Annotated in this window: 16 protein-coding genes; 5 read left to right on the top strand and 11 right to left on the bottom strand. The window is 38.9% G+C overall.

Annotated elements, in window-relative coordinates; genetic code table 11:
* The first annotated feature begins 29 nt into the window (after positions 1-29).
* The 4 genes from EHQ47_RS11605 to EHQ47_RS11590 are packed head-to-tail and all read left to right on the top strand — an operon-like array spanning position 30 to position 4,502.
* Positions 30-1,784 carry a phospho-sugar mutase gene (locus EHQ47_RS11605; RefSeq protein WP_135746637.1) on the top strand — a complete coding sequence of 585 codons (1,755 nt, stop codon included), beginning with the start codon at positions 30-32 and terminating at the stop codon, positions 1,782-1,784.
* On the top strand, positions 1,781-2,998 hold the full coding sequence (locus tag EHQ47_RS11600; RefSeq protein WP_135746638.1) for an aspartate aminotransferase family protein: 1,218 nt from the start codon (positions 1,781-1,783) through the stop codon (positions 2,996-2,998). Before EHQ47_RS11605 ends, EHQ47_RS11600 begins: the two co-directional genes overlap by 4 nt.
* Positions 2,995-4,074 (top strand): 3-isopropylmalate dehydrogenase, encoded by a 1,080-nt coding sequence (leuB, locus tag EHQ47_RS11595; RefSeq protein ID WP_135746639.1) that lies wholly within the window; start codon positions 2,995-2,997, stop codon positions 4,072-4,074. The genes EHQ47_RS11600 and leuB overlap by 4 nt, the downstream gene beginning before the upstream one ends.
* A 17-nt stretch (positions 4,075-4,091) precedes the next feature.
* Positions 4,092-4,502, top strand: a complete 411-nt coding sequence (locus tag EHQ47_RS11590; RefSeq protein ID WP_004785265.1) for a response regulator — start codon at positions 4,092-4,094, stop codon at positions 4,500-4,502.
* Here the strand turns inward: EHQ47_RS11590 and EHQ47_RS11585 are convergent.
* The 4 genes from EHQ47_RS11585 to EHQ47_RS11570 are packed head-to-tail and all read right to left on the bottom strand — an operon-like array spanning position 4,483 to position 9,733.
* Positions 4,483-5,232: a purine nucleoside phosphorylase YfiH/LACC1 family protein gene (locus tag EHQ47_RS11585; protein WP_135777227.1), complete on the bottom strand. Its 750-nt coding sequence runs from the start codon at positions 5,230-5,232 to the stop codon at positions 4,483-4,485. The two genes, EHQ47_RS11590 and EHQ47_RS11585, sit on opposite strands and share 20 nt — an antisense overlap.
* A gap of 1 nt (position 5,233) precedes the next feature.
* The gene (locus tag EHQ47_RS11580; protein ID WP_135746640.1) at positions 5,234-6,790 is read right to left on the bottom strand and encodes a hypothetical protein; all 1,557 of its coding nucleotides are present in this window, start codon (positions 6,788-6,790) and stop codon (positions 5,234-5,236) included.
* A gap of 3 nt (positions 6,791-6,793) precedes the next feature.
* Positions 6,794-7,855: a hypothetical protein gene (locus tag EHQ47_RS11575; RefSeq protein WP_244290332.1), complete on the bottom strand. Its 1,062-nt coding sequence runs from the start codon at positions 7,853-7,855 to the stop codon at positions 6,794-6,796.
* Between the two features lie 30 nt (positions 7,856-7,885).
* Positions 7,886-9,733, bottom strand: coding sequence for an extracellular solute-binding protein (locus EHQ47_RS11570; protein ID WP_208727429.1), 1,848 nt, complete (start codon positions 9,731-9,733; stop codon positions 7,886-7,888).
* 54 nt (positions 9,734-9,787) lie between these two features.
* Between EHQ47_RS11570 and EHQ47_RS11565 the strand changes: the two genes are divergently transcribed.
* Complete coding sequence (locus EHQ47_RS11565; protein WP_135746641.1) at positions 9,788-11,116, top strand: alpha-amylase family protein; 1,329 nt, start codon at positions 9,788-9,790, stop codon at positions 11,114-11,116.
* On the opposite strand, the gene EHQ47_RS11560 is transcribed toward EHQ47_RS11565, so the two are convergent.
* The 7 genes from EHQ47_RS11560 to EHQ47_RS11530 form a co-directional block, all read right to left on the bottom strand.
* On the bottom strand, positions 11,106-13,160 hold the full coding sequence (locus EHQ47_RS11560) for a RelA/SpoT family protein (protein WP_135746642.1): 2,055 nt from the start codon (positions 13,158-13,160) through the stop codon (positions 11,106-11,108). The two genes, EHQ47_RS11565 and EHQ47_RS11560, sit on opposite strands and share 11 nt — an antisense overlap.
* Entirely contained in the window at positions 13,160-14,023 is an 864-nt protein-coding gene (gene nadC, locus EHQ47_RS11555) for a carboxylating nicotinate-nucleotide diphosphorylase (protein ID WP_135746643.1), read from the bottom strand. The genes EHQ47_RS11560 and nadC overlap by 1 nt, the downstream gene beginning before the upstream one ends.
* A gap of 71 nt (positions 14,024-14,094) precedes the next feature.
* The gene (locus EHQ47_RS11550) at positions 14,095-15,498 is read right to left on the bottom strand and encodes a lipoprotein LipL71 (protein WP_135746644.1); all 1,404 of its coding nucleotides are present in this window, start codon (positions 15,496-15,498) and stop codon (positions 14,095-14,097) included.
* A gap of 66 nt (positions 15,499-15,564) precedes the next feature.
* The gene (locus tag EHQ47_RS11545; protein WP_002975418.1) at positions 15,565-15,900 is read right to left on the bottom strand and encodes an STAS domain-containing protein; all 336 of its coding nucleotides are present in this window, start codon (positions 15,898-15,900) and stop codon (positions 15,565-15,567) included.
* Between the two features lie 93 nt (positions 15,901-15,993).
* Positions 15,994-17,109 (bottom strand): tRNA guanosine(34) transglycosylase Tgt, encoded by a 1,116-nt coding sequence (tgt, locus tag EHQ47_RS11540; protein WP_135777225.1) that lies wholly within the window; start codon positions 17,107-17,109, stop codon positions 15,994-15,996.
* On the bottom strand, positions 17,109-17,546 hold the full coding sequence (locus EHQ47_RS11535; protein ID WP_238838654.1) for a Fur family transcriptional regulator: 438 nt from the start codon (positions 17,544-17,546) through the stop codon (positions 17,109-17,111). The genes tgt and EHQ47_RS11535 overlap by 1 nt, the downstream gene beginning before the upstream one ends.
* 65 nt (positions 17,547-17,611) lie before the next feature.
* Positions 17,612-18,166, bottom strand: a complete 555-nt coding sequence (locus EHQ47_RS11530) for an LPS assembly lipoprotein LptE (protein ID WP_135746646.1) — start codon at positions 18,164-18,166, stop codon at positions 17,612-17,614.
* Positions 18,167-18,263 lie beyond the last annotated feature (97 nt).

The raw sequence follows: 18,263 nt of genomic DNA, 5'->3' as shown, positions 1-18,263 counted from the left end.
CTTAGCTTCAAAAGACTAGTATGTAAGCTATGTTGAAACCAGAAGACAATATCCTATCTTGGACGAAATCACCTTTTTCATCGGAAATCCAGAATGAAGCCAAAAAGGCTTACGAAGATTGGAAGGAAGGAAAGAGCTCCGAACTCGTAGATTCCTATGCTGTCCCCCTTACATTTGGAACGGGAGGAATTCGGGGGAAAATTGGAAATGGAATCGGCAAGATGAACCTCTATACGGTGGGTCGTGCTGCCCTTGGTTTTATCAGTTACTTACGAGATACACAAAAAGATCCATCGATTGTCATTGCTTACGATTCGAGAAGACTCTCTAAAGAATTTGCAGAACTCTCTGCAGGCATTGGTGCCAGACTGGGAGTAAAAGTTTTTATTTTTCCGAAAGTGACACCTACCCCACTTCTTTCTTATGCCATCCGTTATTACAAAGCCAGTGGTGGGATTGTCATCACTGCTTCGCATAACCCACCAGAATATAATGGATTCAAAGCCTATCTTGCGGATGGAGGACAACTGGTTCCCCCGGATGATTCTCTCATCATAGGAAGGATTAGTGGGATAAACGATTGGTCGACCATTCCCCTTGTCAGTAAAACAGATAAAGATTATAAAAAATTCGTAAAACCGGTAGGACCAGTTGTTTTCAAAACCTACTTAAAGGATTTAAAACAAGCAGGAATTCTATCTTCGGTCAAACCCAAAACAAGAAATGATCTGGGGATCGTATATTCACCGTTACATGGAACTGGTGGAGATTATATGAAAGAAATGTTAAATTTCTTTGGATACAAATCTGTATTTTTAGTTCCTGAACAAAAAAAACCAGATGGGGAATTTCCAACTGTAAAATATCCTAATCCTGAAGAAAAAGAAGCTCTCGCCTTATGTGAGTTTCACGCCAAAAAGAAAAAGGCTGCCACTTTCATTGCCACAGATCCAGATGCGGATAGACTGGGTGTGGGAGTTCGCCGGCCCGATGGAGAATATGAATACCTAAATGGAAACCAAATTGGTTCCATTATGGCAGCATACCTATCGGAACGAAAAAAATCGAAAACCAAAACCTATCATTTGGTAAAAACCATTGTGACTACGGACTTACAAGAAGCGATTGCCAAAAAAAATGGAATCAAAATCAAAAACGTACTCACTGGATTTAAATATATTGCAGAAGAGATGAAACAAATTGATAAAAAGAAGAACAATATCTTCTTGTTTGGTGGTGAGGAATCCTATGGATATTTGCCAGTACCCTTTGTTCGGGACAAAGATTCTCTCTCGAGTGCTTTACTTTTTGTAGAAATCCTTGCAGAAAAAGGTGACCTCCTTTCTTACTTGGATGCTATCTATTTGAAATACGGATTGTATCGTGAAAGTTTGTATTCACTTACTTTAGAAGGAAGTTCTGGCCAAGACAAAATTAAAAAATCCATCGAGACACTTCGGTCGGAAAACTTAATTGGGAAAATCATTGGTGGAAGAAAGGTTGTCGGAGCCCTTGATTACGAAACACAAAAAGCGGATGGAAAAGCTAAGGCCTCTATGTTCAAAGGAATGCCAAAATCCAATGTCATCCAAGTGGAACTAGAAGGAAATGCCAAACTGACCATTCGTCCTTCGGGAACCGAACCAAAGGTAAAAGTGTATTCTTCCTTTGCTTCTCTAAAAAAACCGAAAAAACAATCAGAAATCTCAGGACTTTGGGATTCTCTCGGACAAGAAATCTCTAGGGCAGAAACAGAGTTTTTACAATTAGCAGGTCTAAAATGAGTAACGATACAAAAACCAAATTTGAAGAAATCAAAAAACTTTCTGACAAGTATCTTTTAAACACATACAACCGTTATCCGGTTGCTTTTGAATATGGTGTGGGAGAGATGATCTTCGACCAAGATAGCAAAGGTTATATTGACTTCTTAGCAGGGATTGCCGTTTCCAATTTAGGACATGGAGAAGCGGATTTAATTGAAGCCATGCGAAACCAAATGGACAAAATTCTCCATTCATCTAATCTTTATTATTCGGAAGAACAGGCAAAACTTGCCGAGGTCATAATCGAAAATAGTATTCCTGGAAAAGTATTTTTATGTAATTCAGGAACTGAGGCAAACGAAGCTGCCTTCAAACTCATGCGTAGACATGGAGTGAAAAAAAATATTGATAAACCAGTGATCCTTGCCCTCCACTCGAGCTTTCACGGAAGAACTCTTTCTGCCATGACCATGACAGGAAACGAAGCCGTTCGTTCTGGATTTGGCGATTTGGCATCTGATGTTTACTTTGTGGAAGCCAATAACGAAGATTCTCTCATCCAAGCCTTCGAACAGTATGGTGACTCTGTTGCTGGAATCATTATGGAACTTATCATTGGGGAAGGTGGAGTCATTCCGCTTAGCCAATCGTTTGTCAACTTAGCTCGCAAACTCACAGAAGAAACGGGTTCCCTCCTTGTGTTCGATGAAATCCAAACAGGAATGGGTAGAACCGGAAAGATGTTTTGTTTTGAACATTACGGAATGTATCCTGATGCTTTTACTCTCGCAAAAGCACTTGGTTCTGGTTTTCCGATTGGTGCTCTTGTAGTAGCCAAAGAATACGAAGGTATTTTAGAACGAGGGATGCATGGTTCCACCTTTGGCGGAAACCATTTGGCCTGCGTTGCCGCCTACGAAACATTCAAAATCATATTATCACGTAACTTACTCGACCATGTGTCGACCATCTCAGAACAAATGTTTGCCCGTTTGAAAACCATGATGGAATCAACAGGAAAAATCAAACAAGTCAGAGGACGAGGTTTACATATTGGTGTGGAATTGTATTCCGAATCAAGACCCGTTGTAGAAGAATGTTTGAAACGTGGGCTTGTTGTGAATAGCACAGCGGGGAATGTCATTCGTATTATACCTCCTCTCATCTTAAGCATCGAAAAAGCGACAGAAGGATTGGATATTTTAGAATCAGTATTAAAGGATATGAAATGAAAAAAGTAGCAGTACTTGCCGGTGACGGAATTGGACCAGAAGTAATGGATGTGGCCCTATCAGTGGTCAAAAAAGCATTAGGAAACAAATCTTCCGAATTTACCTTTGAACATGCATTAGTTGGTGGAGCAGCCATCGATGCCACAGGATTTCCCCTTCCTGAGGAAACCCTTAAACTTTGTGAATCATCCAGTGCTATCTTTTTTGGATCTGTGGGTGGACCCAAATGGGAAACCCTTCCGCCCGATAGACAACCAGAACGTGGTGCCCTACTTCCACTTCGAAAACATTTTGATTTATTTGCCAACCTTCGTCCGGCGATCATCTATCCAGAATTAAAAAAAGCAAGCCCCATCCGTGGTGACATTATCGGGGATGGACTCGATATTTTAATCCTTAGGGAATTAACATCGGGAATTTATTTTGGAAAACCAAAAGGAAGAGAAGGGAGTGGACCCGAAGAATTTGCATTCGACACAATGAGATATTCTCGGCGTGAAATCGAACGAATTGCACGCACAGCCTTTGATGCCGCAAGAAAACGAAATAAAAAAGTAACCAGTATCGACAAAGCAAATGTATTAACCACTTCGGTTCTTTGGCGGGAAGTGGTAGTCGCACTTCATAAAGCAGAATACTCGGATTGTGTTTTGGAACATCTTTATGTAGATAATGCAGCGATGCAGCTCATCGTGAAACCAAAACAATTTGATGTGATGCTCTGTGAAAATATGTTCGGAGATATCCTATCGGACGAAGCTTCCATCATCACTGGATCCATTGGAATGTTACCTTCGGCCTCTCTTTCTGAATCAGGGTTTGGGCTCTATGAACCATCAGGTGGCTCGGCTCCAGACATTGCTGGAAAAGGAATCGCAAACCCTATCGCTCAAATCCTTTCGGGGGCCCTTATGTTACGATACTCCTTCGGATTGGAAAACGAGGCTGTGGCAATTGAAAATGCCATTCGAACGGTCCTAAAGATGGGATTTCGCACAAGAGATATCGCCGAAGAAGGCACATCCGTCCTCGGTACGAAAGAAATTGGTGTTGAAATCGAAAAGGCACTTGGCTAAACTACGGAAGAACTATTATGCAAACAGGCATCGGACCGACAGGCAGACCTTACCAAATTCTCATTGCTGAGAATTCCAAATTCCAATCAAAACAACTCCAACAAATTTTGGAATCGGAAGGTTTCAAAATCATAGGAGTTGCCGAAACGGGAAAAGAACTTTTGCAAATGTACAAAGACAATCGCCAACAGATTGATCTTGTGACCATTGAGATTTTTTTACCTGAGGTCGATGGTTATGCTGCTTTCTGGGACATGAAAGAAATGGGAGTTCTTCCAAGGATTCTTTTTATCTCCGAAGAAAACACACCTTCAGTGATCAAGGCACTTCTCGAAAATGGCGCGATGGATTATATTGTCAAACCTATCAAACGAGAAAAAATCCTAGAAAAAATTAAGGAAACTTTACTTAAGATTCCCAAAGTATAAAATTTAAATTCCGGCCTTCTTCTTTAGTTCTATGGCTAAAGTAAAGAGGGCTTTTGTAAACATTGATATGGGAATTTTTGATTCCACCTAAACTCGGAAATTTTTCTTTTACCCTCTTCTCTATCGCAAGTCCCACATCTAGTAAAAACTTCTCGTTTCCCTTGGGGAAGCACACCTCTTCCCCTATCTCAGAGAAAAAATTGGCAACGTCAATTCCAACTTCATAATCAGATCCTTGGATATAAGGACCAATTTCCATATAAAGCTCATCTTGCGCATAACCAATGTCGATGGCTCTTTCCAACATTCGTTCTGTAATGCCAAGGTTTGCGCCCTTCCATCCAGAATGAATGATGGCAACAAACGGTCGTTTAGTGGAATATAAAAATACAGGAACACAATCTGCTGTGCGAACCACAAGCAATTGATTCGGTAATTCAGTATATAACCCATCCCCTTCCCAAATGAAGTTCGATTTTGCCTCTTCTCCAAGTGAATCTGTACTGACTTGATGGATAGAATCACCATGGATTTGATTGAGGGTCACAATATTTGGCGATTTGTGTGTCCATTCCTTCTCTGCCCAATCTTCTGTATAATCTTTCCAAGATTGTGGATCTTTAGGGTAGGAGGGATAAAGTTCCTTTAATCCAACTAAACTTAGTTTGCCGGCCGTTCCCAATTTGATTTTCCCGTAAGAAACAGCGATTTCCCTATTGTAGTATTCCATTTTACTCCACAAAAGATTTTGGTTTGGTTCTGTCCCAATGATTCTTCTGAAATGTTTGGAATAAATCAGAACAATTCCAATGTTTACGTTCACAGAGGGATTCCATTTTTTCTGGGTTATAAGATAAAAGATAAAATTTGATCGGAATATTTCTCCAAGTATATTCGATATGAGGAAAAGTAAATCCATGGAGTCGATTGTCGAGTAAGATCTCGATCTTTCTGTCGAGTAAATCTTTTAACTCCAATTCACTTTCGTGGCCAATCCTTCCCCGAGTTCTAACTTTCTTTTTTGCAAATTCCCGATCTGTTAAACCTGATTCCGCTTCAAAGGCAAATAAAGGTCTTAGATAATAAATAAAATGAGCCTGCGCACCAAAAAAGGCTACACGGAAATCTGAAAGTGCATCTATATCATAGCCAGAAGTTCGAATCAAATGATCCTCATAAAACATTCGTTCTTCGACGATTCCATGCCAATCAGGAATCCTTGTTCCTTTTATTTTTAGAGGATCAGTGTATACTGCTGTTGATAAAATAAATAAAAATGCCACAAGGATTTGGTTTTTTGCATAGAATCGAAAAAATAATGTTTTTTTTTGAGATTCAATTTGAGAATCCATATCCCATTCATGAATTTTTCGAAATGCCAAATAGGAGAGATAGGGTAAAATGGGAATCCAAAATCGAATCCCCATAAAATCTCCACCCACATACAAAACATATAGGATGTATAAAACAACTGAGGAAAGAAGGAATCGATATTCTTTTCGATCCAAAAAGGTCTTATACATTTGAATTCCACAAAGAACAAATACGAAAAAATAAAGAGGATAGGACTTTAAGAAATAAAGAAGATAATAAATCCCTTGGGAAAAATAGGCTCCCTTATTTCCTTTTGCGTAAAAAGTATTCGGAAGGAAATCTCCATAATAAAAAAAACGAAAACATAAAAATCCTAAAAACAAAATACAGAATACAATGGGTTTCCCACTTCTCCTTCGATAGAGCCAATCAAGGGAGGCAATGGATAAAAAAAGTGCTCCTTCGGGACGAACGAGTGCGGAAAGGAAAAAAAGTAAAAAAAGAAAGTCACTTTCCTTTTCCCACAAAAGAAACCCGAAACAGACTAAAAATGTAAAAAGGGAAGTTTCTAATCCCGAAGTGGCAAAGATATGAAGGTGAAAAAATAATGCCAAATGCACCAAAAGGAGGGGATAAATTTTGCCGAAGGAGATACGATTCTCTTCATAAAAGAAAACCAAAAGAGTCATTAAATAAAAGAAAATCCCAAGGAATAGAGAAAGAAATTGAGGTTCTAGTTTTAAAAAATACCCTAGGGAAAGGATAAGAGTCCAAAGGAAGTTTGTATAACCCTCTACCCTTTCTCCTAAATTAAATACAAGTCCTGAGCCTTCATACAAATTTCTTGCGTAAACAAAACTAATATATGCGTCATCGCAGATCCACTTCCACTTGAAAGTTTGATAAACGGCAAAAAGAAAAAAAACAAAAGAGAGAATGTAAAAGGATATTAGGTTTCGTTTCAAAAACAACATGGATTAGTCCAGTTCGAATGATTTGATAAATTCTTCAATGATTTGAATGTGATCCATCTCTGGAGTTGGATTTTCTTCGGAAGGTTCATACAAATAATCATCAAAAACGTGAAAATCAAAAATTTTTAACTCAAAGTCTGGTAATGTGATGATGATATTTTCTGCATGAATATCAAAAATCAACTTTTCTTCTTCGGCCAAATACTTTGTAACTTCAATCACACGATTGAAGTCCACTGCGATTTTTTTTAGTTTGGATTTTGAAATGACACCAAACCTATGAGAATCAAAGTTTAATTTCCACTTGGGAAAAAATTTATCCAAAATTGGATTTTGATCCAATTTTTCATTGCGAATGGTAAATTCTTTTAAATGTTTACCGGCGAGTAATGGTTGTTGGTCGCAAGGTGTTAAAGTGACATTAGGAATTCCAAAGGGGTTGTTTCTAACTCGCATTCCCATAAAAAAACGAGTGGGTACCACTAAGTCGGGGATGAGGGACTTTAGTTTCCAATAATGTAATCTTTCTAGACCCAAACGTTTGAATTTAAAATCGATTTCATCTTTTTTGGAATCACGAGAGGTTTGGTTTTTTAAAAAATTTCGTAACTCCATCTCTTCCGGTTTTAAAAACCGAGAAAGGTCTTTGCCAACTTCTTTGAACAAAGATCCAAAAATTGCATCAGAAGGTAACTTGGACTTTCCAATTTTGACCACTTGGTTCCAGGGTAGTTGGTAAACAAATTTATAAGATCCGCGTCCAATGTATCCACTTTGAGACAAAGGCATAAAGTTATCTAAAAATTCACGATCATACCGGTAGGTGATTCGAAAAACATGGGAAACAGGAAAAAGTTTTTCATAAAGATTACGAAAAAAACCTGACTTTCGTAATACTTCATCGACAGGAAGGTCCTCAATGGGTATAGGGATTTCTTTTTTGTCAGGATCGACAAACAACTCTTTGTCGAGACCTTTCTCCAAAAGTTCCAAAAACTGGGGGATTTTTCCCCAGTTTGGATATTGGTTCCACAGTTGTGTGATCCGATCACGGATCCCCTTGATCGGGCCCTTTTTTTCAGACACTTCTAAATTCTACTTCCAACGAACAACAGCTTCGTAATCTGAAAATTTTTCCTTTCGAGAAACGGCATCTGATAATTTTTTATCTTTCTCTTCATCATACCACCAGTAGTCTGAAGAAAAACTTTCGTCCCCATATTTACCCAAAGGCAAATTAGGAACTCCATACTTTTGCCAATAAAGAAGTCTCGTGCTTGGTAAGTGCCATAACAAAACATAAGGGTATTCTTTATAAACAATTCGATCAATTTGTTTTAAGATTTCATTTCGTTTGGTAACAGAAAATTCTGTTTTTTGCCTTTCGATGAGTTTATCCACTTCGGGAATTTTTAATCCAGGTAAGTTTGGTTGCCCCTCTTCATCCGCATATTTAGAAAGCCATTGTGATTCAGGATCTTTAAATATACCGGACCCCCAAGCAGCCCAGGTCATATCAAAGTCATATTTATCCACTCGTTCACTCCAAGCAGCCAAATCCAAAGTGTCGATAGAGGCGCGGATTCCGACTTCCTTGGCCTTTTCTAAAAATACAGTGAAATACTTTTCTGTTTTTTTATCTCGATCTAAAATAGAAAACTGAAATGGTTTTCCATCTTTTTCTAGAATTCCTTCTGCATTCGGTTTCCAACCAGCTTCTGCCAAAAGTTTCCTTGCTTTTTCAATATTAAATTCTGTAGGTTGGTTTGGATTTTTTTCGCCACCTAAATAAAAATCAGGATAATAACTGTTCGTTGGATCATATTCACCATACGCAAGTTTGTCGATCATGAGTTTGCGATCGACAAGTAAATTCATAGCTTCTCTCACTCGTTTATCGGAAAAGATGGCACGCCTTGAGTTCATCGCCCAACCTTGGAATCCGATTGGTTTTAAATTGAAGATCCTTTGTTTGGCGATCCAATTTTTATCAAAAGCATCTCCTTTGGCTTCTTCCACCCAAACAAAAGCAGAGTAAACAGGATAAATATCGATATCTCCCTTTTTGAAGGCTTGGAGCGCCACAGCTTCTTCGTTATAAACCTTATAAACAATTTGATCAAAGTTATTGCGACCTTCATTGAAAGGATAAGCCCTTTGCCACCAGTCCCCTCTTCTTTCTAGTTTGATATAACGGTTCTTTTTCACTTCCGTGATTTTATAAGGACCCGAAACAACTGGAAACTCCATATTTTCCTTATTAAAATCTTTTCCCTCGAAATGATGTTTTGGTAGGATAAAAATGGACGAAGCAATATCATTAAAATTATTCCAGTGAACTTCCTTTGCTTCAAAAACAACGGTTAAATCATCTAACTTCACAGGTTTTAAAAATCTAGACAATGATACACGAAACACTGCTGTTCCATTTTTGGGATTCATAATGGTGTCATAAGTAAAAATCACATCATCAGCAGTCACAGCCTTTCCATCGGACCATCTCGCATTCGGATCTAAATAGAATGTAAATTTCTTTTTATCGGGAGAAATTTTCCACTCTCTTGCAAGATGAGGAATGGTTTCCAATGTCAGTGGGTGGTATCCAGTGAGTGGTTCATACAAACTGGTAAAGATCCTTGCAGTGGTTGTAAACTGGTCCAAATAATAATTCAAAGATTTTGGGAATTGATGAGAATAAATTCGAATCCTTCCCCCCTTCTTTGCCAAAGGGTCTGCCACTGGATTTTTCATACGAAGGGCATTGGGAATGGAGGCCACATCCCCTTCCCAAGGAAGATCATTTACCTTGGACAAGGATTCTTTTGTATCCTCTTCCGAACAATGGTGGAAAAAGACCAATGACAAAAGTCCTGTCAAACCAAACAAAACTATCTTGCGTAGGGAGGAACTATACTTGAATATTTGAACTTTGTTATGAAACATCCCTTCCATCAAATCCATTTGTACGAGATAGGCTCAAGGCTTTTTTGTACAAAAATGAAGGAACCTATCGAATCGGCTCTCCCATCCATAAAGAATTCCCTGCCTTTCCTTTGGGCTGATGAAATTTGGCTAATGGGTGTCTGGAAAAATAGCCCAAAGTCGCAGTCAATTGCTCGTTCTATGCCGGAACTGCAACCTGGATTCCAAAGAGCCAAACGCCCACTCCTTCCAGAAGATGTTTATGGATCACCTTATTCTATTTATTCTTACACACCAGATCCCTTAGTTTCCACTAATGACAACCTAACTCCTGTATATGAACTCATCCACCAGTGGAATAAAAAATTAATCCTAGACTTTGTGCCAAACCATATGGCGATTGATTCCCCTCTCATTGAATCAGATCCTCATTTATTTCTGATCGCCAGCGAATCTGTCTCTACACAAAATTCTTTTTTACATCCGAATGGGAATCGTTATGTTCATGGCCGCGATCCTTATTTTGATGGATGGACCGATACCATCCAATGGGATTTTTCAAATCCTAGTGTTGAAGATAAACACATTCAAATTTTAAAGGAAATCGCAAAACAATGCGATGGTGTTCGCTGTGATATGGCGATGTTACTCCTTCCTGATGTATTTGAAAGGACTCATGGAAAAAAATCAGTTTATGATTGGAGTCGAGTCATAAAAACAATAAGGCAAGACTTTCCCGATTTCAAATTTTATGCCGAAGCCTACTGGGGAATGGAAAATAGATTAATCGAACTAGGGTTTGATGCTGCTTATGACAAATCTATTTATGATGCTCTTAAAGAGAATCATTTCCCTTTTGTTTCTGAAAGTTTAAAAGAAAATGGAAAAAGAACCAAAATTAGGTTTTTAGAAAATCACGACGAAGAAAGAGCCAAACTCATGTTTGGTGAAAATTCAGAACCTTACTTTTGTTTACTTTTAGCGAGCGAATGTATTTTATTATTCCACGAAGGCCAAAATCTGGGTTTAACCAAAAAAATTCCCATCCAAATGATTCAGACGGATTCAGAAAATGTAAATCCTATCACAGAAGAATTTTACAAACGAGCATTAAAGATCACTGCCAAACGAAATTCGAGTAGCATCTCCTTCCAACCAAATTACAAAGAATGGAATGGTTTGCCCATTTTTATCAAAGCCATCCAAACGGAAAACCAAACGGAACTGATTTTATGGAATGAAACTAATAGAGAAGTCTCAGGTTGGATTCCTTTCCAAGAAGGGATCCAACCAAGAAAAACATTAACCGATTTAGTCACTGGTGTAGAATTCCCACAAACCAAATCGGATGAAGGAATTTATTTCAAATTAGGACCCAACCAAGTGCAGTGGTTTATTTTTTAACCCTTTCGGCAAAAACCACACCTTGGATCATCCGTAAATTTTCTAAAATTTCTTTGAGTTGGTCTAAATGGTCTACTTCTAACATAAATTTGGCGGTAAGTGTTCCATTAGGATGCGAAGAGGCCCCGGCTTCCAAAATATTAGTTTCTGTGCTGGAAATTGATTCCACCATCGAAAGGTAGATCCCTTGTACATCTTTTGCACGCACTTCAATTTGAATTGGAATGGGTTCCCCTGGCCCTTCCCAACGAACGGGAATGGTTTTCATCCACTCAAGTTGTTTGCTTGCCGTCGTACAATCTTTTTTATGAACGCTCACCCCCCTTCCCCTTGTGATGAATCCAATGATTTCATCTCCAGGGATAGGAGTACAACAAGAAGCCACGCGGACAGGCACATCATTCCAACCTGCAACGGAGATTCCAAATTCTTTGGATTCTTCTTGGTGTGGATTTGTTTTATGAGGTTTTTTAATTTTTACTTTTTTGATTTCTTTGATTGTGTTTTCATCAACAGCAGGTGTTTGCGTTTCCAAAACAGAACCAATGGTTTCTCTTTGTGAGTCTTCCTGTAGTTTTCGAAAATAAGCACGTAACTTCTGTCTGGCGCCAGATGTTTTTACAATCCGTAACCAAATAGGAGATGGTTTCGAACTTTTTTCAGTGATGATTTCAACCTGGTCTCCAGACTTTAACTCCGTACGAAGTGTAACCATTCTTCCGTTGACCTTACCACCGCGAGCATGTAAACCCACATCAGTATGGATTCGAAATGCATAATCAAGAACCGTTGCTCCTTTTGGCATCTCAATGATTTCACCTTTAGGAGTAAAAACAAAGACCTCATCTTCATGGAGATCATATTGTAGTTCCTCCATAAATTCTTTGGAATCAAGGCTTGGGTCTTGCCAAGATTTTAAAATTTCCAACCACTTCATTCGGAAGGCATTTTCTACACCATTTTGCAGAATGACGGAAGTTTTGGAAAGGTTGGTGGATTCTTTATAAGCCCAGTGGGCAGCCACCCCATTCTCTGCGATGGCATTCATGTCTTTGGTTCGGATTTGTACTTCCATTGGACGACCATCAGGCCCAAAGACAGTTGTATGTAAGGATTGGTAAAGGTTCGTTTTCGGAGTGGCAATATAATCTTTGAACCTTCCAGGAATGGGTGTCCAAAGAGTATGTACAATTCCAAGAACTCCATAACAATCTTTAATTTCATTGGTGATGATTCGAACCGCACGAAGGTCAAAAATTTCAGAAAATGATTTTTCTTTTGTGACCATCTTTCTGTAAATAGAATAAAAATGTTTGGCCCTACCATCAATTCGAGCATCAATACTTATTTCAGCTAACCTTTGCTTTAGGATAATTTTTATTTTTTCAATATATTCATCGCGTTCTGATTTTTTAGCTGAAACTCGTTTTTTAATTTCTTGGTATTCTTCCGGGTGTAAAGATTGGAAAGCCAAATCTTCCAATTCAAATTTAACTTTATAAACACCCAATCTTCCTGCAATGGGCGCATAGAGGGATAAAACCTCTTTCGCAATCCGTTTCTGTTTTTCTTCTGGTTGGAATTTTAATGTGCGAACATTGTGAGTTTTGTCAGCAAGTTTGATGAGCATCACACGCACATCTTTGATGGTTGCCAGTAACATTTTGCGGATATTTTCGGCCGCTTCTGTTTCCTTGGACTGGGATTTGATTTCCGAAATTTTGGTCACACCTTCCACAAGGGCGGCAATATCTTCCCCAAACTCACGGGCCATATCTTCTTTACTATAACTTGTATCTTCTACAACATCGTGCAAAAGTCCCGCAGCAATGGCTCTTTCATCCAAACCAAGTTCGTCCAAAACGGAAGCCACATTCATAGGATGGATGATATAAGGTTCTCCCGATAAACGTTTTTGGCCTTCGTGCATTTTGTCCGCAATATTGTATGCCTTCTCAATTAATGTGGCTTTTTCTGGCCCAAGTCGTTTTTGGACTGCTTCGAATAACTCCTGTTTATCTTTGATGTCTTGGTATAATCCCATTATTTAATATCCAAACTTATATCTAAAAATTTTACGGTATGAGTTAAGTAACCCATACTCACACCTATATCTTGAAATTTAGATAGAAATTTTAATTTACCAGGAGTGATTCCACCTGAACATTCAATACGAATTTTTGGTGATTGCTCTTTGATAAGTTCAATTGCTTTTTCTGTATCTGAATCGGAAAAATTATCTAACAAAATAATATCAGGATTTGAGGCGATAGCTTCACTTAATTGTGATAGGCCATCGATTTCTAGTTCTATTTTTTTACCTGGATTAGCATTTCGAACAATTTGTACAGCGGATTGGATGGATCCAGCTTTTGCTACATGGTTGTCTTTTAACATCGCCATCTCAGACAAATTTAAGCGGTGATTGGCTCCCCCACCTGTATAAACCGCATACTTAGCAAGTTTCCGATAACCGGGTAAAGTTTTTCTAGTATCTAAAATCAGGAGATTCGGAAATTCTTTTGCCACCTTACTAGCATTTGTTGCAATTCCAGAGAGGTATTGGATAAAATTTAATAAAATCCGTTCCATTTTCAGAACGTCTACAAGTGATCCTTCCAAAGTTCCAATGATAGTTCCTTTGGAAAGGGCTGCGCCATCGGAAAGAGTTTGATTCCATTTCACATTGGCCCCGGTTTTTCGGATGAGACAAGGTAATACCGCAAGCCCACACAAAACCCCTTCTTCTTTGGCAAGTAATTCTGCCTTACAAGTTTCACTCGAGTTGAATAGAGAATCTGTGGTGATATCTCCCGTAGGTAAATCTTCTTCTAAGGCAAGCGTTACCAATGCCTCAAAGTCTTTTTCTGAAATTTCTGTGACAGGTGTTGTGTATCCTCTGATCATATTGTCCTATTATTTAGACAAAAAAAAAGCTGCCCTTACGACAGCTTTTTTTCCATTCACCTAAACCATGTTTATTGTTTAGGAGCTTTTCCGATTTTCCCTGTTTTTGGAGGGATATTCAATTTTTGTTTTGGATAAATCAAATTTTTGTTACGAATTGATTTACGATTGGCTTCAAAAATTCTTGGCCAGAGTTTTGCATCACTATAGATGTCTTCTCTATCAGCAATTCTCCAAAGGCAATCAGCAGGGTTTGATTTTTCAACTGTGTAACGTTTCCAGCCGCCAGAAAGTTCTTCTACTTGTGAAGAAGATGCTTTCTCTGTTGTCTCTTCGGTGGTAGTGGTAGTTGTTGTTTCCGGTTCTGTAGTTTTGCGATCTTTTTTCGCTACAGTGGTTTTTCCTTTCAAAGTTTCGATTTGGTCAATCGAAATCTCTGCCAATCGAATGGCCTCTTCCGATTGAGAAATGGAATCATCAAACTTTTCTTGCTCCAAAAGATTTCCGGAAGCTTGAAGGGATTCATTGGAAGCACCTAAGTTTTCTTGTGTGCTTGCATATGATTCTTTTGCATTTGATTTCAAATATGTTTCGGCATTCAATTCACCAAAACGCGCATTGGCATCTTCCACTACTTCACGAGCTTGTAAGTTGCGGTTTTTTGCGTGGTCTTTGACTGCAGTGGCAAGTAAAGAGGCAGAAGCCAATCGAGCTGTTTTAATTTTTTCGTCAGCAGTTTTCAAACGTCCAGCTTCAATGTCTTCACGAGCAGAAGCAACTCTAGCTTTTTCTTCATCGATGGCAGGATTTCCACCTTTGGAATAAGTATAAGCTTTTTCTAATACTGCATCCACTTCATCAGCTGATTGGCGAACAGAACCCGATCTGTCGAGAGCTACTTTTTTTGCGTTTTGGCTGATCTTCGCTGCTTCCACAAAATTATTATGTGCATCTTCATATTCTTGTAAGGCAACTGTTCGTTTTAGTTCTTTTGCGGTTTCGTCTTTGTCTTCACGTAAGTAAGAAGCAAGGCTTGCATCTGCTTGTGCCAACTTAGATTCACCTGCATCACGTGCCGTTACAGCTTTTTTAAATTCTTCAGGAGTGTATTCAGAAGCGTAGGCTTCATCAGCTGCATCAATGGCAGTCACTGCTTCTTCGCGAGATTTTGCAGCAAGTTTTGGTAAGGTTTTTTCTAAAGCATCGTAAGCTTTAGAAATCGCATAGTCCGCACTTTTTTTAGAATCAGATGCTTTTTCTTCAGATGCATATTCATTCGCAGACACTAAACTTTTTTTGGCTTCCGAATATTCTTCAGGGGCATATTCTTCTGCTGAAAGTCTTTCTGCTCTTTCTACTTGCGACTTCGCAAGCTCCAGTTCTTTTAGTGGTAGTTCTTGCGCACAATTAACAAATCCAATGGAAAACAATACCAAACCAGAGAGAAAGACTGCTGTCTTTTTCTTTCTTAACATAACAAACTCCTTAAATTTTTCTTCGGGGGATTTTGTAAGAGAGAAGCGCAAAACACGCTTCCCCAATTACTTGAAAGCTGTGACGGCTTCGTCTTCGCTGTCGAAAATTTCAAAAAATGAAGTCAACTTTGTGAGTTCAAATACCTTACGAACTGAACCAGCTACGTTGATGATTTTAAGCCCACCTTGGTATTTCTTCAAGTTGGACAAACTTGAAATTAAAGCTCCAATTCCGGAAGAGTCGATGTAGGAAACCTTCTCGAGATTGATGACGATGCAATATTTTTGTTCTTCGATCAATTTGGCGATTACATCCTTGATCTCAGGCGCGTTATAAAGGTCGATTTCCCCGTTAATATCAAGGACTACGATTTTATCTTTTTCCCTTCTGGTGATTTCCATGTGTGTCTAGAGACTCCTCAATGAAGCTACAATCAATGTAGAAATGACGGTACAATTGCATTCAAAAAAAAGAGATACGTCAACCTAATAATTTTAGCTACCAAACAAATTTTTCCAATGGTCATAAAAACCCTGAAAATTGCCTATTTCTATGGACTTTCGCATCTTTTCCATGAAGCTTTGCATAAAAAATAAGTTATGGTACGTTGAGAGCGAAAAAGCAGTCAATTCTTTCACTTTATGTAAATGCCGAATGTATCCAAGGCTATATGTTACACAAACTTTACATCCACACTCTGGGTCAATGGGGCCATCTGACAATCGATGTGATTCATTCCTTAAATTGATTTTGCCCAAAGAAGTGAACACTTGGCCGTTCCTCGCATTCCTTGTCGGCAAAACACAATCAAACATATCGATTCCATTCTTTACACCTTCCAAGATGTCAACAACGGTCCCTACACCCATTAGGTAACGAGGGCGAGCTGCATCAAAAAATGGTGCCATACATTCTAAAATTCGAATGTATTCTGGCCTGGGTTCCCCAACACTTAAGCCCCCAATGGCAATCCCTGGAAAATTTATATTTTGTAATGTATCTAAACTTCGTTTTCTAAGGGATTCGTTCACACCACCCTGGACAATGGGGAATACATTCTGTCCACCTGGGTTTTCCATCCAATAGTTGTATGATTCTTTGGCCCAGCGGTGGGTACGATCCAAGGCCAAATCCAACCGTCCCAGATCACTCCCATAGGGAGCACAATCATCCAAAACCATCATAATATCAGAGCCTATGGAACGTTGCATATCAATGACTGAGGAAGGAGTGAATTTATGGTGGCTACCATCGATATGAGATTGGAACCGGACTCCATCTTCTTCAAATTTGAAAAGGCTCGCAAGACTAAACACTTGGAACCCACCCGAATCCGTGAGTAATGCCCGTTTGTATGACATGAAATTTTTAAGCCCATGGAAGTGGTCCAAAACTTCTTTTCCTGGTCTTAAATATAAATGATAGGTATTGGCAAGGATTAAGTTATATCCCAACTCATCAATGTCCGAAGAGGAAAGAGATTTGATACTCCCTCTCGTTCCCACCGGCATAAAGATGGGAGTTTCAATTTGAATTCCGTTTAAGTGGAGAGTGCCGGTTCTTGCGTAAGATCCAGGGTCCTTCGATTTTTCTTTAAAAATAGAGGACACTATTTTTTTGTTTTATGTTCGCAAGTGGCAAAATTCAAACAATTACCAAAAATATTCAAACTATGTCCTGTGATGGTAAATCCATTTTCAGAAGCCGCTTTGTTTTGTAGTTCTTCAATTCGTTCATCTATGAATTCAACAATCCGTCCGCACTGCATACAGATAATATGATCATGGTGTTCGTGACCAATGATATGTTCATAATATTTATAATCTTTGCCAAAGTCATGTTCTTCGAGTAATCCCGCCTCTACCATAATCGCGAGGATTCTATAGATGGTTGCCTTGGAAATTCGATCTTTATTGTCTTTTAGTTCATCCAAAAGACCTTCGGCAGTAAAATGATTATGTGAAGAAAAAATCTTTTGCGCAACTAACAAACGTTGGTTGGTGATTTTTAGTCCTTTTTCTTTGAGATACTCTTCAAAGGCGAGCATCTCTTTTTTTGTGTCGTCGCTGGAAATAGGATCGTTTTGCAAGGTTTATCTCCTAATGATTCAACTTAATTCAAAACTCCAGAAAGAGAATAATACCATGCTCTTTCTGATTCTTCTGCAATTCGAAGCGCCATCACCCGAAGTAGGCGATTTTGAGCTTCTAACTCTGATTCCCGAAATCCAACTTGGGTCGAAAAATGGACCCTTCCAGGAATTTCACTGCGTTCCATAGGGATTTTATTTCCCGTCTCCGCCTCAATGATTTCCACTCGAGTGACTACGAATAGTTCCGAGGTAATTTGTCTGTCAGCAAGATCCATAAGATCTCCGACTTGTTGGTAGTGGACAATCTCTGCATACAACCGGTATTTCGCGAGAGTTTTTTCACGGGTGGTGATAAACCTTCCCCGTCTGTCAATTTCTTCGATGATCATTTGAGTCAGACGAGTGTGCATTCCCGGGGAATAGGTATTGTTTCTGACATTTTGGATGTAAATCAAACGTTTAGAATCAGGGATAGGAACCCCGTCAATTTTGGGAGGTCGGCCCGGTTCCTTAAACAAAAAGGCACAACCAGAAAAGGCGAAAATGAAGAAGAAGAAAACAATGCCTTGTTTCATACAAAAATGTTCCCTGTCATCTTAGGTCCTAAGTCTAGTTTGTCAAGGGAATCGAAACGAAGGGAAATTCTCTGGGTTTCGGGAAAGGCATGACAAA

The sequence above is a fragment of the Leptospira bourretii genome (assembly GCF_004770145.1).
Lineage (GTDB): Bacteria > Spirochaetota > Leptospiria > Leptospirales > Leptospiraceae > Leptospira_A > Leptospira_A bourretii.
This window is presented reverse-complemented; position numbering and strand designations above follow the sequence as displayed.

Excerpts from the sequence above, each read along its gene's own strand:
- EHQ47_RS11605 (WP_135746637.1), top strand. The coding sequence starts at position 30 with ATGTTGAAACCAGAAGACAATATCCTATCTTGGACGAAATCACCTTTT.
- EHQ47_RS11600 (WP_135746638.1), top strand. The coding sequence starts at position 1,781 with ATGAGTAACGATACAAAAACCAAATTTGAAGAAATCAAAAAACTTTCT.
- leuB (WP_135746639.1), top strand. The coding sequence starts at position 2,995 with ATGAAAAAAGTAGCAGTACTTGCCGGTGACGGAATTGGACCAGAAGTA.
- EHQ47_RS11590 (WP_004785265.1), top strand. The coding sequence starts at position 4,092 with ATGCAAACAGGCATCGGACCGACAGGCAGACCTTACCAAATTCTCATT.
- EHQ47_RS11585 (WP_135777227.1), bottom strand. The coding sequence starts at position 5,232 with ATGGAATACTACAATAGGGAAATCGCTGTTTCTTACGGGAAAATCAAA.
- EHQ47_RS11580 (WP_135746640.1), bottom strand. The coding sequence starts at position 6,790 with ATGTTGTTTTTGAAACGAAACCTAATATCCTTTTACATTCTCTCTTTT.
- EHQ47_RS11570 (WP_208727429.1), bottom strand. The coding sequence starts at position 9,733 with ATGTTTCATAACAAAGTTCAAATATTCAAGTATAGTTCCTCCCTACGC.
- EHQ47_RS11565 (WP_135746641.1), top strand. The coding sequence starts at position 9,788 with ATGAAGGAACCTATCGAATCGGCTCTCCCATCCATAAAGAATTCCCTG.
- EHQ47_RS11560 (WP_135746642.1), bottom strand. The coding sequence starts at position 13,160 with ATGGGATTATACCAAGACATCAAAGATAAACAGGAGTTATTCGAAGCA.
- nadC (WP_135746643.1), bottom strand. The coding sequence starts at position 14,023 with ATGATCAGAGGATACACAACACCTGTCACAGAAATTTCAGAAAAAGAC.
- EHQ47_RS11550 (WP_135746644.1), bottom strand. The coding sequence starts at position 15,498 with ATGTTAAGAAAGAAAAAGACAGCAGTCTTTCTCTCTGGTTTGGTATTG.
- EHQ47_RS11545 (WP_002975418.1), bottom strand. The coding sequence starts at position 15,900 with ATGGAAATCACCAGAAGGGAAAAAGATAAAATCGTAGTCCTTGATATT.
- EHQ47_RS11535 (WP_238838654.1), bottom strand. The coding sequence starts at position 17,546 with ATGCTCGCCTTTGAAGAGTATCTCAAAGAAAAAGGACTAAAAATCACC.
- EHQ47_RS11530 (WP_135746646.1), bottom strand. The coding sequence starts at position 18,166 with ATGAAACAAGGCATTGTTTTCTTCTTCTTCATTTTCGCCTTTTCTGGT.